The organism is Stenotrophomonas rhizophila (assembly GCF_003651185.1).
GTDB lineage: Bacteria > Pseudomonadota > Gammaproteobacteria > Xanthomonadales > Xanthomonadaceae > Stenotrophomonas > Stenotrophomonas maltophilia_Z.
In genome coordinates, this window is sequence record NZ_RCDC01000004.1 from 2,581,325 (window position 1) to 2,598,550 (window position 17,226).

The 17,226-nt window shown below is 67.9% G+C and carries 5 protein-coding genes; all 5 read right to left on the reverse strand.

Translation table 11 applies throughout. The features are described from left to right. Positions 1 to 5: 5 nt before the first annotated feature. Positions 6 to 1,016 (reverse strand): OmpA family protein, encoded by a 1,011-nt coding sequence (locus tag BCL79_RS11530; RefSeq protein WP_183073730.1) that lies wholly within the window; start codon positions 1,014 to 1,016, stop codon positions 6 to 8. 10 nt (positions 1,017 to 1,026) lie between these two features. Then, positions 1,027 to 4,383: an Ig-like domain-containing protein gene (locus BCL79_RS11535; protein ID WP_121040990.1), complete on the reverse strand. Its 3,357-nt coding sequence runs from the start codon at positions 4,381 to 4,383 to the stop codon at positions 1,027 to 1,029. Next, positions 4,380 to 13,934 carry an SdrD B-like domain-containing protein gene (locus BCL79_RS11540; protein WP_121040992.1) on the reverse strand — a complete coding sequence of 3,185 codons (9,555 nt, stop codon included), beginning with the start codon at positions 13,932 to 13,934 and terminating at the stop codon, positions 4,380 to 4,382. The genes BCL79_RS11535 and BCL79_RS11540 overlap by 4 nt, the downstream gene beginning before the upstream one ends. A 195-nt stretch (positions 13,935 to 14,129) precedes the next feature. Continuing rightward, positions 14,130 to 14,879 carry a response regulator transcription factor gene (locus tag BCL79_RS11545; protein ID WP_121040994.1) on the reverse strand — a complete coding sequence of 250 codons (750 nt, stop codon included), beginning with the start codon at positions 14,877 to 14,879 and terminating at the stop codon, positions 14,130 to 14,132. Positions 14,880 to 15,029: 150 nt separating this feature from the next. Beyond that, entirely contained in the window at positions 15,030 to 17,177 is a 2,148-nt protein-coding gene (locus BCL79_RS11550) for a S46 family peptidase (RefSeq protein WP_121040996.1), read from the reverse strand. Positions 17,178 to 17,226: the final 49 nt, after the last annotated feature.

Consider the following 17,226-nt stretch of genomic DNA (forward strand, 5'->3'; position numbering starts at 1 on the left):
GCGGATCAGCGCGTCACCTCGAACCGCACCTCCACCCGCCGGTTCGGCAACAGGCATTCCAGCAGCGCGGCCCGCGGGCGCACGCCATCGCATTGCTGCACCTGCTGGGTATCGCCCTTGTACTCATAGCGGATGCGATCCGGATCGATACCCCGCCCGATCAGCAGCTCGCGCACGGTACGGGCACGCCGCTCGGACAACGCCTGGTTGGCATCGAAGCCACGCCCCTGCATGCGGTCGGCATGACCCACCAGGGTCACACCGTCCAGCTGCAGTGACTCATCGGCGATGCTGGCCAGCGCGCGGTCCACGCTTTCCAGCGAGTAGGTGCGGATGTCGCGGTACGCATCACGGTCGAACTCGAACAGCACATTGGCCACCAATGGCCCCGGCGCAGCGACGATGGCCGGGGCGACGTCGCACTGGCGGGCCAGCGCCTCGGCGTCATTGACCAGTTCCTCGGCGATCTGGATATACGGCTTGGAATGGCGCCACTGCTGCTGGTTGAACTCATTGCCGGCATGCACCAGCTCGACCTCACCACAGGCGACCTGCTGCTGCGCGCACACGAAGCCCGGCGCACCGTGCAGTACCCGCAGGCGCTGCCACAGGTCATCGCGCAGGTACTTGGCGTTGTTCACCAGCGGCGTATCGGTGGGCAGCGGCGAGACGCCCTGCTCCATGCCGATGATCAGCTTCTCCGATTCGGTCAGCGCCTGCTGCGGGAACGCACTGCGATCGTTGCGGCTGTACTCGTGGAAGGACACGTCCAGCCAGCACTGCGCCTTGGACAGGTGGTAGTCGCGGATCGGCCGCCCACCGTCATTGAGCGCTTGGATGCGGCCCTGGGTGGCCTCATAGGTGCCATGGTCGGCATGGATCGCCTCATCGGTGATGCGCTGCTGCTGCGGCACCAACTGCGCCTGCTGCGCGCCGGCGGGACCGGCCACGGCAGCCAGAAGGGCCGCGGCAAGCAGCGACGGAGCAATACGGTCAATCGGGGAAAGGGTCGTCATCAGGGCATCCTCAGCGTGCCGGGTCGCGGTAGCGGACGGGGTCCGGCCGGAAAAGGTCTTCATCGAACTTGAAGCGCAGGCGCAGGAACACGCCCTGCTGGGTGTACTCGTAACCGTTCAGGTCACGATCGCCGGCGAAGCCGCTCCAGTTGTAGCCGGCCGACAGCCACAGGTTCTGCCGCAGCAGGCGGCCGACCTCCATGCCGTAGGCGTACTGGTTGGCACCGCTCTGCCCACGGAAGGTGGAGCCCAGCACGCCGATATCCCAGTTCTCGGTGATGTCGTACACCACGCGGCCGGAGAACAGCATCGCGCGGAAGCGGCTGTTGACCCGTGCACTGTCGGTGTAGGCGAACTGGTCCTGTTGCCACTTGCCGGCCACGCGGCCGGTGAACCACCACGGTCGCGACGGGTGCCAGTCGGCATGCGCCGAGACGATGTGCGCGCGGGTGCGTACGTCCTGGCTGCTGCCATCAATGGTGTTGCCGTCGGACAGGGTCAGGCCGCTTTCATCGCGCTCCAGCTTGTACTCGTAGCGGGCCAGCGCGTTGATCCGGTTGCGGTCGACATCGCGGTAGGCCACGCCGAGCTGGAAACGATCCTGCAGCACATCGCCGCGGGCCTCGTAGCGGGTGCTGAGCAGATAGTTGCGCGCCAGCAGTGTCCAGTCACGGCTGAGCTTGCGGGCGAGCATGAACTGCAGCAGCGTGGTGTTGAACGCCTCGTTGGCCTCGGTATCGGGCACGTCTTCGGAGATGCGGTGCTCGGCACGGATCGCCCCGCGCCACAGCGGGTTGGCGCTGTAGTCCAGCGCCAGTGCCAGGCCGGTGCTGTCCCCGGTGCTGCCGTCGATCACCTTGACGTGCTCGGCCGAGCTGGCCAGGCGCAGGCCTTCGCGGATGTCCCAGTTGTTGCGGATACCCGAGGCGGCCTGCACATCGCGGCCGCTGATCGAGTCACGCAGGCGGTACTCGCTGAAGGTCTGGGTATCGCGCAGGTAGCTGCTGTCGATACCGAACACCAGCGCATCGGCTTCACGGTCGGTGGTGGTGATGCCGTAGGCGCTGGTCAGGCCGGTCTGCTTCTCATACCGGCCATACACGCGGCTGCGTTCGAACACCTGGTAATCCAGGCCGGCCGCCAGCCGCTTGCGGTCCTCGCCGCTGACGCTGTGCTCCACTTCCGCACCCGCGCTGAGGCGATCGCTCAGGCGGTAGCCCAGGCCGAACCGGGCACTGTCCGATTCCAGCTCGGTGCCGACCGGCAGGTCGCTGGTAATCGGGCTGCCACTGCTGCTGCCGTTGATGACCATCAGGCCGGTCAGCGGATCCAGCGCCTGTTGGCCGTAGCCCAGTGCGCCGCCACCGGATCCGGTCGCAAACCCACCGGTGAGACCGCCAGCATTGCCGAACGGCACCCCGGACGACCACGGCGAGGTCACGCCGATGGTCTCGCGGATGCTGCGCACGCCCAGGTCCACGGTCAGCCGTTCGGTAGCACCGATGCGTACACCGGCACCGCCGGCGTCGCGCTTGCCGCCATCGGGGTTGCGGTCCTCGCTGCGCAGGCCTTCCACATACAGTTCCAGCCGCGGGCCCACCCGGTATGCCAACCGCGCGTTGTACTCGCCACGGCCACCGTACAACGGTGCGGCCGGGTTGTTGAAGGCCGGATCGGTACGTGCGGCGAATACGCGGGCGTCGAGCTTGTCGGCGCTGTGCGCGAACTCCACCCGCCAGGCATCGCCCTCGACCTCCCCGGTGATGTCCTTCAGGCCCTGCGAGGTGATCTGGTTGATCGAGTTGGTGTTGACCTCGCTGCGGGTGCGCGCGAACTCGGCGACCAGCAGCGTGTTGGCGCCGAACCGGTAGCTCGCGTTCGCGCTGCCCATCTTGAACTCCGCATAGGGATTGCGGTCATCGACCGCCGCCGCGCCGACCTCGAGCTGCTCGGTGAGTTTGACCTGCGCATCGGCGCCGACCACCCAGAACTTCTCGGTGCCCTGGTCCAGCTCATAGGTGATGCGCAGCGACACCGGATTGAGATCGCTGTCGAAGGCCGGCAGGAACTGATTGAGCAGGATGCGGCCGGAGAACGGTTCGAAGCTGTAATCGACCAACCGCGCGAGCGAGCGCACCGAGGTGATGCGGGTGGGCTGGTTGCGATCGCGCACGATCACCTCCACCCGCTCGCTGCCTTCCAGCACGGCGTTGTTGCGCAGCGCATACGGGCCACTGCCCTGGCTGCGGAACTCCTCGATCACCTGGCGCAGCGAATCCTGCATCGCAAACACGTTGCTGCGCACGCGCTCGCTTTCGAAATGCCAGCCCAGGCCGGTAGCGGTGCGGTTGTAGGTGCCCAGGCTGCGCTGCGGGATCGCACCACTGCCGCCGATGCCGGTTGCGGTGGCCAGCGTATCGCCGGTCTGGAAGTCGCCGTACAGCAGGTAGCTGCGCTGGTTGTCGATGCGCACGTAAAGACGCTCGGCCGAACGCGCATCGAAGCCGCGCAGCGAAGAATCCCCGTAGACCGGGTAGAACTCTTCGGGCTGGATATCGCGCAGCAGGCGACCACGGGTGTCCTTGTCCGAGTCGTAGGCGGCGGTGAGCAGGTACTCGCCCTTGATCCGGCCCTTGACGAAGAACGCGGTGCGCGCGGCGGCGTTGGCCTTGCCGTTGTTGAACTGGCGTTCCCAGCGGCGGATGTCACGGTCGAAGGCATCGTGATGCTCCACCGGCGAGATCAGGCCGGCGTTGCTGCGCCGGCGGAAGTTGACCACGCCTTCGATCAGACCGGTGGCCAGCAGCTCACGCATTTCCGGCAGGAACCCGATCGTGCCCTGCGCCGTCTCGGCGCCGGCAGTGATGCGCAGCACCACGTCCTGCGGCTCATGCGGGGCAAGCAGGTCGAATTCGGCCACGCCATCGACCACCTGCAGCTGGATGCCCGGAGTGACCTTGTCGGCGTCCAGCGCGCCCGGACCGAGTTCATCGGTGCGCGAGCCGGGCAGGCGGATGCGGCCACCACTGGTCTCGATCGTGGCATAGGTGGTGCCGGCCAGCGCGCGGCCGGCGGCGTCCAGCAGCTGCACACGCACATGCACGGCGCTCTGGCCATCGGCCGGTACGCCATCACGGTCCAACTCGACCAGGATCCGGTCGAGCGTGCCCGGCACCGCGCTGTCCAGCGCGCGCGGGGCAGCATCGGTACTGGCCGGGCTGCGCGGGTACAAGGTGCTGGCATCGCCCAGCACCGGCGTGAAGCGGCCGGGGCTGCCGACGCTCTGCGCCATGGCCGGCACGGCAGCCAGGGCGCAGGCGAGCAGGCTCAGGCGCGGCAGGCGGGACAACGTCGCGACGCGGCTCATGGCTGGCCCTCCGTCGAAGCGCCGGCAGCGGGCGGATGGGCTCTGGGTTGCACGATCGGTCTCTGGTTGGCCGAGTCGGTCGCCTGTTGCGGCGCCCGCGCGGGTTTGCTGTCGAAACGCAGCGGCGGCTGCCCGGTCTCGGTCTCCGGCGCACGCACCTCACCCTGGGTACGGCGGGCCTTGACCTGCTCCAGCACCGGGTTGGCACAGCTGCCTTCGATGAAGTCAGCACGGTGCAGCTCACCGTTCTTGAGGTCCAGGAACAGGCTGTCGGCATCGCCCAGGTTGCGGTTGCTGCTGGTGGTCAGGCGCGCGCCGAGCGGCAACGTGCTGGCATCCACCTTCAGCGTGTGGCTCTGCGGCGGCAGGCCGCAGTAGCTGTACTTGCCCTCCGAATCGCTGATCACCCAGGTGCCGTCGGAGAAGTACAGCCGCACGCCGGGGATGCCCAGTTCTTCGCGGTCCTGCACGTGGTTGTTGTTGCAGTCCACGAACACCTTGCCGAGCACGCAGGCCTGGTCGGTGAATACACCGCCGGTGACGCGCACGCGGTACTCGGCACGGTTGGACGGCAATGCACCCGGCAGCGGCGTGAGGCTGCCGGTGTCGATGCAGCCGCCACTGAAGGCACAGCCGAACGCCTGTGCGCGGTTGATGCCATCGCCCTGCTGCGCGCCCACGCCCACCCGCACGCGGTAGGTCAGCACGATCTGGCCACCGACCGTGATCGGGCCGACATCAAAGCCCAGCAACGGGCCCGGCTTGCCGGACGGATCGGTGACGGCGCGGCCATCGGCACGCGCGGTGCCGTCGATGTAGGTGAAGCCGCGCGGCAGGCGATCGATCACGTTGACCGTGCGCAGCGCGCTGCCCGCGGTCTGGCGGATGGTGATCGTGTACTGCACGGTGTCGCCGATCTCCGCGGTCTGGCGGTCACCGTTCTTGCTGATCGCCAGGCCGGTCGCTACCGCGGTGTCCAGCGGCAGGTGGTTGTTGATGATGGCCGCGGTGTCCGAGCCGGCGAACAGGCCGAGGTAGTACTGCGTCGCCATGCCGACCGCACCGGTCGGTGCCAGACGATTCGGCTGCACCAAGTGGTTGGCACCGGCGCTGCCGGCCGGCGACAGCGAGCCGCCCTGCGGTGGGATCAGAGACGAGACGAACTGATAGCTGCCCGGCGGCGTCACGGTGAGCTGGAATTCGCAGCGGGCCGGCGCGGCCGGGCCGAAGGCGAACTGATAGAAGCCCTCGCTGCCCACCGTCATCGAGATCGCGCTGCCTTCCAGGCGATAGCCGCCGCTGCCGGCATTGAGCACCGAGGTGCGCGGGTCGTAGCCGGCACACAGGCCGACCGGCGCCAGGGTCACGATCGAGCCCGGAACCGGGTCGCGGGTGGTGGCGTCGTAGACCACGCCCGACGGATCCACCGGCAGGCTCTGCTGCGGCAGGTGCTGGCCCGGGCGGAGCACGACTTCCAGCTGGCTGGTGCCGTTCTCGTTGATCCGGCAGGCGCTGACCCCGGCGCGCGCGATGGCGGCCGGTGCGTCGCAGGCTTCCTGGATCCCGGCCACGGTTTCGCGGGTGACCGGATTCGGCCACAGGATGTTGGAGGTCGGATCGCGGAAGCGGATGTTCCAGGTCACGCCCGGCACCACGTCGCCGAAGCGGTAGCTGCCGTCGGCACCGGTCGTGGTGGTCTTCACCACCTGGCCGCTGGCCGGGTCGACCAGCTCGACGACCCACGATGGCAGGCGCTTGTCGCCGCCGTCCAGCAGCTGGTCATCGCTGCCGATGTCGTACCACACCGTACCGCCGACCGAGGCGGCCAGCTGGACGGCATTGGGCACGCGGCAGGCGTTGAACTGGATCGTTTCCACGCACTCGGGCAGCTGGGTCACATCGCCCTCGAACGCGCCGCGCTCGGCCGGGGTCGGTGCGCGGAATTCATTCTCGCCACCGCCTTCGACCAGCACCGCATTGTTCACGGTACCCGCTTCCGCGGCGGCAGCACCGACCAGCACCTGCACCTCGATGGTGTCCACCGAGGTGGCGCCGGCGGCCAGCACCTGCTGGCTGCGGCAATCGAAGCGGGTGTCGCCCACTGCGCCGGTGCAGACCCAACCGGTCCCGCTCGGCGCCGCCGCCAGGGTCAGCCCCTGCGGCAGCCGGTCGTGCACGGTGTATTCGCCGCGCGACGACTGCTGCCCGCCATTGCGCACCCGGAGGGTGTACGTGGCGATGTTGTTGACGGTGAAGCGTGCGCTGCCCGCGGTCTTGGTGACCAGCATGTCCGGCGAATCGCCGATCTCACCGAAATTGTTGTCGATCGAGTCCCCGCCCAGCGGCAACACGATCTGGCTGACCGCCGAGGGCACCGTGTCGCGGCCGGTGGCCACGCCGGTGACGACACCGTCCACGGCGCCGGCACTGGTGATGCCGTTGAGGGTCTGCGGCGGCTGGGTCGGCTCGGTCACCGTATAGGTGCCCGGACGCAGCTCGTCGAAGCGATAGCGGCCTTCGGCATCGGTGGTAAGCGTGATCGAGACCGCCTGGCCCAGATCATCGGTGCCGGTCAGCACCACGGTGACGTTGGCGATGCCGCCCTCACCTGCGTCGACCACGCCGTTGTCGTTGCTGTCGTTGTAGACCCGGCCGGCGATGCTGCCGGTCGGGATCTCACCGAAGTTGTTGTTCACCGACTGCTGGTTCACGCCCAGCACCACGCCGGTGATCTTCGACGGCGTGCTGCCCGGCGCGGTCACGCTGCCACCGGTGCTGCCGGCCACGGTACGGCCGTCACGGGTGCCCGCCGGCTGGTCCGGCTCGGTGACCGTGTAGGTGCCCGGCGGCAGGTCGCTGAAGCTGTAGTTGCCCTCGGCATCGGTCACGGTGTCGCGGGTGATCGGATTGCCCACCAGGTCGGTGCCGGTCAGGGTGATGGTGACGTTGGCCAGACCGGTTTCGCCGGGGTCGACCACGCCATCGTTGTTGCGGTCGATCCAGACCTTGCCGCTGATGCCGCTGTTGAGCGGAATCTCACCGAACAGGTTGTCCACCGAGGCGATGCCCGGAGTGGACAGATCGATCGTGCTGATGCGGCTGGGCACGGTGGTCACCGGCGTGGCGGTGCCACGGCTGACACCGTCGACGGTGCCCGCGGTGGTGATGCCGTTGCTGGTGCCGGTCGGCTGCTGCGGTTCGGTCAGGGTGTACGTGCCCGGGCGCAGATCGGCGAAGGCGAAACGGCCATCGGCGTCGGTCTGCACGCTGCGCGTGACGCTGGCGCCGGTGTCGTCGGTGCCGGTCAGCTCGATGGTGACCCCTTCGATGCCGGTTTCGGCGGCGCCGCTCTGCGCACCATTGTTGTCGGCGTCGAAGAACACCGTGCCGGAGATCGACACCGGCAGCACTTCACCGAAATTGTTGTTGATGGAGGCCTTGCCTGCCGGCAGCACGACCGCGCTGATCGCACTGGGTACGCTCGCCACCGGGGTGGCGGTGCCGACCGCGGTGCCGTCGATGGTGCCGGTGGCCGTAATGCCATTGATCGTGGCGACACCGTTGAACACCGGCTGCGCAGCCTGCTGGGTCACCGTATAGGTGCCCGCCAGCAGGTCGTCGAAGCGGTAGCGCCCGTCGGCATCGGTCGCGATCGCCGCGACCGGCTGGCCCAGCACATCCACGGTGCCGCCCGGCAGCTGCACCTGCACGTTGGGCAGGCCCGGTTCGCCGGCGTCCTGCACGCCGTTGTTGTTGCGGTCCAGGTAGACGGTGCCGGAGAGCGCGGCAGCGCGCTCGCCGAAGTCATTGCCCGTGGAGCCGGTCACGGGCAGGTTGGTGATCGTGATCAGGTTGCCCGGGGTTTGGCGACCCTCGGCCAAGCCGGTCGGCTGGGTCTCGGTGATGCGGTAATCCTGGCCGGCCACGGCGCCGGGATAGCTGTAATGGCCATCGGCATTGGTCACCAGCGTTTCGGTGGTGTCGTCGGCGGTGCCGAACACACCGTCCGGGCCTGCACCCACGATGATCACCTGCACGCCGGGGATACCGACGTCGCCTGCATTGTTGTCGCCGTCATCGTTGCGGTCCAGGTAGACCGTGCCGCTGATCGGGGCGTTGGCCAGCTCACCGAACAGGTAGCCGGTAGCGTCCTGTCCAGCGTCGATGGCGATGCCGGAGATCACGTTGGGCACGGCGGTGCTGCCCGGCGTGGCGGCGTTGCCGGCGGTGTGCTTGCCGTCCAGGTACGTGGCCGGCTGGGTTTCCGTCAGCGTGTAGCCGGTGCCCGCCTGGGCCGGCAGCAGATCGCTGAAGCGGTAGGCGCCATCGGCGTCGGTGGTCGCGGTCAGGGTGACCGGATTGCCGAGCACATCGGTACCGGTGAGCGTCACGATCACGTTGGCGATCGGGTTCTCGCCGCTGTCGCGCAGGCCGTTGTTGTTGCCGGCGGCCGCGTTGGAGAAATCTTCGTAGACCGAGCCGGCAATCGAGCCGAGCTTCTCACCGAAGTCATTGCCGCTGGAACCGGTCAACGGCAGCGCGGTGATGTCGATCTGGTTGCTCGGGTTCTCGGCCGCATCGGCGTAGCCCTGCGGCTGCGTTTCAGTGATCCGGTAGTGCTGCCCCACGACCAGGTTGTCGAAGGTGTAACGGCCCTGTGCATCGGTCTGCACGGTGATCGGCGGCAGATCGTCGGCGGTGCCATAGAGGCCGTCCGGGCCTGCGCCGGTCAGGGTGATGGTGACATCCAGCAGGCCACCATTGGGCTGCGAGCCGCGGCCGCCGGCGTCACCGGCGTCGAAGTCGCCATTGCCGTTGCGGTCCAGGTAGACGTGGCCGGAGATGGACGTGATCGCGTCTTCGCCGAAGTTGAACGCGGTACCGTCGTCGCCACTGGACAGATCGATGCCGACAATGCGGTCCGTCGTGGGCGCATCGCCGCTCGCGCCGGTGGTCACCGTGCAACTCGTGCAGGCGACGCCGCCGATCAGCCCGGGATTGATCGCGCTGGGGCGGTTGCGATAGCTGCCATCCGGCAGCACTTCGCGCAGCGTATAGACCTGCAGCGGGTCCAGCCCGATGAAGCTGTAGCTGCCGTCATTGCCGGTGGTGCGGGTGTCCAGCACGGTGCCGGAAGCATCGAGCAGCTCGATGGTGGCGTTGGCGATCGGCGCATCACCGGCATCGCGCACATTGCTGTAGTTGCTGTCCACGTAGACGACGCCGGACAACGACGGGCGACGCACTTCCGGGAAGTTGTAGCGCACGGCATCCACGCCCGCACCCAACGCGATCGTGGTGTAGACCGAATCGGCGCTGGTGACCGGCGTTACCGCGGCGAAGACACCACCAGCCGACGGCGCCTGCGCGCCCGTTGACGGCGGCGCAACCGGACCGTTGACGTAGGCGGTCGGCTGGCTCTGGGTCAGGGTGTAACCGGCGGTACCGGCCGGGGCCAGGTTCTCGAAGCGGTAGGCGCCCTGCGCGTCGGTGGTGGCATCCAGCGAAACAACATTGCCGTATGCGTCTTCACCACTGAGGTGCACGGTGACGCCGGAGATCAGCGGCTCACCACTCTGCAGCGTGCCACCGTTGGCACCGTCGCGGTCGCGGTCCTGGAATACCACGCCGGCCAGCGAGGAACGCACCACGGTGTGGGTGGTGGTGTCCTCGTTGTTGCCCGGCTCCGGATCGAGCTGGTCGCTGGTGGCCTTGGCGGTATTGAGGCCATTGCCGTTGGCCGGAAGCGTGGTCCAGCGCGCGGGAATCAGCACGCGCACCTGCCCGTCCAAGGCCAGGTCGCCCATGCGGCAGGTGACGGTGCGGCCCACCAGCAGGCAGTTGCCGAGGCCGGTGGTCTGCACGCCCGGGTCCGCAGTGGCGCCGCGCTTCTGCCAGGTGATCGCAGCCGCGCCGCCGAGCACTTCCAGCCCTTCGGGCAGGGTATCGGTGACGACCACGCCATCGCCGTTGAGCGGGTTGGTACCGCTGCGATCGCGCGAGAGGCTGTGCCCGGGGCCGTGATTGATCACGTCCAGCACGAACCAGAACGGCTGGTGCAGGCTGACGGTGCCTGCCGCCGCCGGCAAGGCCTGGGCGGGGTCGGCATTCGGGGCAAGCACCACGCTGGACTTCTTCATTTCCAGGTCCGCGCGGGTGCGGATGCTGGTTTCCTGGGTGGCGGTGTTGTTGCTGGTGTCGCTCTCTGCTTCAGAGGACCGTGCGGTGACCGAGTTCTTCAGCGTTTCGCCGGTCGCCGGCGGTGCGGTCATGTACTGGTAGACCAGATACAGATAGCTGGTCTGGTTGGCGGTGATGACGCCTTGGTCGGCCGTGGGGACACCGGCGCTGGGCATGGTGCAGGAAATGGTCTGCGGCCCGGTGCTGGGATTGGTGCTGCCAGCAGCCACCGAGCAGCGGGAGCCGACCGGCTCCAGAGCACCCTGCGGACCGGCGATGTTGCCGGTTTTGCTGCCGACCAGGCTCACGCTGGCGCCGGGCGGCGGGCTGATGGTGTCATCGATCATCGTATGCGTGGCCAGCGAGGGCCCCGCGTTGCGCACGCTGATCTGGTAGTAGATGTAGTTGTTGGTTTCCATCCCGGTGCGGGAGTCGAAGCCCAGCGGGTCCACCGCGCCGATGAAGTTCTGGTCGATCTTGTTGACAATCAGATCCACGCGACCGGCGTCGAAGGGCAAGGTGGCGTCCTTGGTGTCGTCGTCGGTGCGGCTGTTGTAATCGTAGGTACGGCCATTGGCATCGGTGCCGCTGGACGGGTCCGGCGTCCCATCGCCATTGAGGTCGAAATGGAAGCCACCGGTGTTGGTGAACTGGCGTCCGGTATTGCCACTGTTGACGTTCGGGCGGATCTCCACCGTCATCGTTTCCGTGGAGTTGTTGGCCATGTCCTTGGGCGTGCAGGTCAGGCGCAGCGTGGCCGGTGCGCCACCGGTGTTGAACCAGGAGGTGCCGCCGGGCGCCGGTGCGGAGCTGACCGACGGGTCGGTCGTGGTGACCTTGCACGCCTTTTCCGCTGCGTCCGAACCGGTGCGCAGGGCGGAAAGCAGCACGAAGCCGGCATCGTTGGCAGGCAGCGTGAACAGGTCGCTGAAGACCACACCGCGTGCCGTCGATGGCCCCATGTTCTGGTAGGTGATGCGATAGATCGTGTTGACGCCGGCGCGCCCGGGAGTACCCGAGGTGATGTCCTTGCGGGTGGTGGCGACATTGGCCACCGCATCGATCTGGACCCAGTCCGAGGCGGTGTTGTTGCTCTGGTCGATCTCGCCGAGCGCGCCGGGGATGGCCGGATTGATACGGACACCGGCCGTATTGCAGAAGCGACCCGGCAGCAGCGGCTGACCGCCGCACGTGCCGGCCGGCTGGTTCTGACTGTCGAACAGGCCGCGGTTGACGGTAAAGCCTACGACCGCGGTCTCGTTGCGGCCCAGCACCGTGGTACCCGCATCGCACACCCACGCGCTGCCAATCAGGCGGCAGGTCCAGCCTGCCGGCGTGGCGTCCGCAGTCACCGTGGTGATCCCGTTGACGAAGCCCGGGATCGGATCGTTCACCACCACGCCAGTCGTGGCTGCGCCGCCGTTGCGGATGGTCAGCGTGTAGCTCACCGAGGCGTCGCTGTTGCGGATGATGTTGTCGGCCTCGCCCGTCGCGTTGGTCTGCTTGGTGATCGACAGGTCGGCACGGTCGTCGGTGGCACGGCTCTCGCCACCGGCGCAGTCATTGGTGTCGTTCGGGTCGCGATCGATGCCGCCGGCGGTACCCGGCTCGAGCGAGCCGCCGCTGCCACCGGTGCAGGCGTCGTTGCGCAGCGCCCCGGCGGTGCGCGCCAGGGTCTGCAGCGCCAGTGCGGGCGCGTTGGCATTGACAGCCACCGGGTAGCCGGTGGCCAGGGTGCAGGTCACCGTTTGTGCCCGACCGACGGCCCAGACACGGTCGACGCTGCAGCTCCACCGCCCCACGACCACCGAGGTGCCGGGCAGGATCGGCTGCCCGCTGGCATCCACCCACTCCTCGCCGGGTGCCAGCGTATCGACCACCTGCAGATTGCTGGTCACCGTGCGCGGCCCCAGGTTCTGCACGCCCAACGTGGACGTCATCATGCTGTCGCTGCGCACGCCGGCGCCGTTCCACACCGGCACCAGCAGCGGGGCCTTGGACTTGCTCATGCGCAGGTCGGCGCCATCGGGAATGACGGTCAGGCCAACGGTGCCACTGTTGTTGCCCGGCACCGGGTCCGGCGTGGCCGCACGGATCTCTGCCGTATTGCTGACCACCCCACTGCTGTTGGTACCGGTCGAGGGCACCTGCGCGGTGATGGTGATGATCGCCTGCGCACCCGGCGCGAAGCTGCCGGCCAAGGTGCAGGTGCGTGCGCTCGCTCCGGCATTGCTGATGCAGGTCCAGCCGGCCGGCGCCACGCCACCAGTGATCACGAATCCTTCCGGCATCGCGTCGGTCACCACTACGCCGGTGGCCGCACTCGGGCCATCGTTGCGCGCGGTCAGGGTATAGGTCACCACCGAACCGGCTGCCGCCGGGGCCGGCGAGACCGACTTGGACATCGCCAGGTCGGCACCGGCGGTGACCGCGGTGGTCACCTGCGCGGCATTGTTGTCCGGCACCGCATCGGGTACCGAGCCGGCATTGACCACGGCGGCATTGACGATGTTGCCGGTGCCGACGTTGACCTTGCCGCGGAACTGATAGCTCGCGCTCGCGCCCACGGCCAGGGTGCCGTTGTAGGTGCCGTCCTGCGCACTGAAGCTCCAGTCCGCACCGCTGGGCGTACCGACCAGGGTGACGTTGGGTGGCAGCGTGTCCACCACCCGGAAGCCGGTGGTGGTGCTGGGACCGTTGTTCTTGACGGTGAGGGTGTAAGTGACCTCGCCGCCGCCGATCACCGGGTCGGGCGTGGCGGACTTGCTCAGCGCCAGATCGGCCGCTGCCTGGATGGTCGTGGTCTGGTTGGAGATGTTGTTGCCGGTATTGGTGTCACCGGCAAAGAAGGGGTCATTGCCCGGCAGCGTCACGATCGGCGTGGTCGCCGGCGGCAGTGCGGCGGCGAAGCCGATCGCTGCATGCAGGCTGATCGTGGCCGGCTGGGTCTGCAGCGTGGTGACCGGCAGCTTGAACTGGTACGGCGCGCCGGACGCGGTCAAGGTGGGGTTGGTGCACACCACGCGGGTCGTGCCGGCACTGCCGGGCGAGGCGCTGCAACCGGCCGGTGCCGGGCTGCCCAACGCCGTGCCGACCGGCAGGTCGATGATCGTGACGCTGCCGGCCGCATTGTCGTTGGCACCGTTTTCGACCTTGATGTTGTAGATCACCGTGGTGCCCGCAGGTACCGGGTCGTAACCGGTATCGGAGAAATCGGTGATCTGCAGATCGATCGCCAGGGCAGACAGCGGCAGGACCAGCAACAGGGTCGCCAGGGTGGCGCGCCACCAGCCCAGGCGGGCGGATGTGTCTGCGCGCTCGAACGGCGTCACCGCCGCGCAGATGGCTGCGCGATCGCTATGGCTGGACATGCGTTGTTCCCCTGTTCCGGTCTCTGCTGCTTTCAGAGGGAACGCACTGCGCTCCCGTGACGTGATGCGACCTGACCGTGCACGACTGTCGTCATTGGCACGCTCAGGCGGGGCGCATTGTGGTTGTGCGGCATCGGCAAGTCAGTGCCGCCCGCTCACGCTGGCTCACACTTGCTCACACGGGGAAACGCCGGGTCAGGCGGTCAGCAGGTAACCCTGTCCACGCAGGGCGCGCATCGGCAGTTCCGCGCCGGTGGCCGCACGCACGCGCGCGCGCAGGCGATGCACCAGCACGTCCAGCCGATGCGGGTCGAAGTCCCAAGGGGTATCGGTGATGCGTTCGATCAGCCGCTCGCGGGTGATCGGCTCACCCGCCGCGTCGAACAACAGTTGGAGTGCAGCACGCTCCATGGCGGTCAAGGCGAGCGTCTGCTGCGTGGGCGACTGCAGCGTCCAGCCATCGGCAGAGAGCTGCCAGGCCCGCTGCACCTCCGTGACGGTCTGCACGGCCGGGCGCCCTGCGGACAAGCGACGACGCAGGCTGAGCAGCCCGGCGGCCAGCACGTCCAGGTCCAGCGGTTTCACCAGGTACACATCGGCCCCCTGGGTCAGGCCATGCGCCATGTCGTGCGGACTGCCACGCCCGGTCAGCATCACGATGCCGATATCGGCGGCCTGACGCAGGTGGCTGGCCACCGTATACCCGTCTTCGCCGGGCAGGCCGACATCGAGCACGACGATATCGCAGCGATCATGCAACAGCGCGCGGTAGAGCGCCTCTGCACTGCCCAGGCCCCGCACCGCGGCACCGCGCCACTGCAGGTCATCGAGCATCAGGGCCAGCAGTTCCGGGTCGTCCTCGACCACCCAGACGGTCAAACCGTCCAGTTCCTTGTGTGCCGCTGGCAGCTGCGCGCCGCCGCGGTTGTCCTGGTCTGCCGTCACGTGACCGCTGCCTCCCTTCACCGGCCTGCAGTCTAGCTGCCGCCCGGAAACGAGCCAAATGCGATAGCGCCCGCACCCCGATCGACGGATGCCAACGCTTGGAAACGGCTGTTGCCGGTCACGGCCGTGGATCGTGACCGGCCCTGTCCTTTACTCGGCCGGAACGCCCATTTCCTTCAGCAGCTCCGGCGCCGGGTAAACCTTGGCCAGCAGCCAGCGCAGGTAGCGCATGTCCACGTGCACCGCGCGCTTGAAGCGCGGGTCGAACCACCAGCTGGCGCTGACCGACTCCCAGTTGCTGTCGAAGTTCAGGCCGATCAGCTCGCCCTTGGCGTTGAGCACCGGCGAGCCGGAGTTGCCACCGGTGGTGTCCAGGTTGGTCAGGAAGTTGACCGTCTGGGTCTTCAGCACCGGATCGGCGGTGGAACCGAAATCACCCTTGGCGATCGCGTCCAGCAGCGGCTTGGGCGCATCGAACGGATAGGCGTTGGTGTTTTTCTCGACGATGCCGGCCACGGTGGTCACCGGGTCGAAATGCACGGCATCACGCGGCGACAGTGCCTCGACCTTGCCGTAGCTGATGCGCAGCGTGCGGTTCGCGTCCGGGTAGACCGCGCGGCCCTGCTTGGCACGCCAGGCGAACAGCGCCTGCATGTACGCCGGGCGCAGTCGCAGCTGCTCGCCTTCGCGGGTCTTGCGCTCGTCATCCAGGCGCAGTTGCGCGGCGACCAGCGGGCCAGCCAGATCGATCAAAGGATCGCGTGCGAGCGCCTTGCCCTCTTTCGCCGCGGCAAAGCGCGACAGGCGCTCGGTTTCCTCGCCCAGGTGCGTGTTGGCGTACAGCGTGTCCAAGGTCTTGGCGAGCGCGGCCGGGGTGCGGCCGAAGGCCGCGTCGAACGCGGGCACGCGCTGCGCGTCGGGCAACTGCTGGTAGCGGGTCAGCAGCGTGGTCAGCAGGGCTTTTTCGATGGCCGGATCGTAGCGGCGCTGGACCTGCTTGAGCACGCCCTCGATCAAGGCCAGATCGCGCTGCTGGTAGCCCGTGTCACGCTCGGCATCGGGCTTGGCCGATTCGATGCGCAGGCGCTCCAGGGTCAGCGCCGAGCGCAGCAGCTGGCTCTGCGCCGCGAGCAGATCGAGCAGCAGATCGCGCTCGCCCACCGAAGCACCGCCGGACAGCGAGGTCAGCAGCGACTGGATGTCGCCCCGGTACTTCGCGTCGGTGGCCTGCAGCATCGCTGCCTCATCGGCGGCACGCTGCGCCTTGGCATCGCTGCGCAGCAGGCCTTCCAGCTCGCCAGCGGCGCGCTTGCGGTTGTTCTTCAGCGACTGCAGCTGCGAGGCGTAGCGGGTGCGTGCCTGCGCGTCCTTTGCACTGGCCGCTTCGATGGTGTCGATCATCTGCTGGAACACCGCCACGCGACGCGGCAGCACGGCATCGATCTGGCTGGCGAATTCCGCGGCGGTACGATGGCGGTAGGTGATGCCCGGATAGCCGGCCAGCATGGCGTAATCGCCGGTCTTGGGGCCGTCGATCGCCATCTTCAGGTGTGCCGGCGGGTGGTACGGCACGTTGTCCACGCTGTACGGCGCGGGCTTGCCGTCCTTGCCCACGTAGGCACGCAGCAGGGTGAAATCGCCGGTGTGGCGCGGCCACATGAAATTGTCGATCTCATCGCCGTAGTTGCCGATCGCGCGCGGCGGCGCGTAGACCAGGCGCACATCGCTCAGCTCGAGCTGGCGGATGCGATAGAAATCGGTGCCGTAGTACATGTCCGCCACGCTGCAGCGGATGTTGCCTTCCTTCTCGCAGTCAGCCACCAGCTGCTTGCTGGCGCGGTCCACCGCATCGAAGTACGCTCGCCCGGTCTTGCCGCGCGCATCGCGCAGCACTTCATCGGTGACCTTGTCGAACCCGACCGTGACCAGCACGCGGAAATCGGGGTTGGCCGCGCGCTCATCGCTGCGGCCGGTGGCGATGAAGCCCTCGTTGATCAGGTTGTGCTCGGGCGAGGTGTTGTACTGGATCACGCCCATGGCCACATGGTGGTTGGTCAGCAGCAGGCCGTCGTCGGAGACGAACGAACCGGTGCCGCCACCGGCACGCACGACCGCACTCAGCGGCGGCGCGGTGACGTTGGCCAGGTCGCCCGGGTTGCCCTTGAAGCCGGCCGCCTTCAGCGGTTTGGCCAGGTCCGGCAGCTGGGTCGGCATCCACATGCCTTCGTCGGCATGGGCGCCGGCGGCGAGGGTCAGGCCAAGCGCCAGCGCGGCGGTGAGGGGTTTGCGTGAAGACATGGGCACATCCGGTACGTCAGAACAGCCAGAGACCTTAGCCACTGAGGCC

Coding starts and splice junctions, on each gene's coding strand:
- BCL79_RS11540 (WP_121040992.1), bottom strand. CDS start 13,934: ATGTCCAGCCATAGCGATCGCGCAGCCATCTGCGCGGCGGTGACGCCG.
- BCL79_RS11535 (WP_121040990.1), bottom strand. CDS start 4,383: ATGAGCCGCGTCGCGACGTTGTCCCGCCTGCCGCGCCTGAGCCTGCTC.
- BCL79_RS11530 (WP_183073730.1), bottom strand. CDS start 1,016: ATGACGACCCTTTCCCCGATTGACCGTATTGCTCCGTCGCTGCTTGCC.
- BCL79_RS11550 (WP_121040996.1), bottom strand. CDS start 17,177: ATGTCTTCACGCAAACCCCTCACCGCCGCGCTGGCGCTTGGCCTGACC.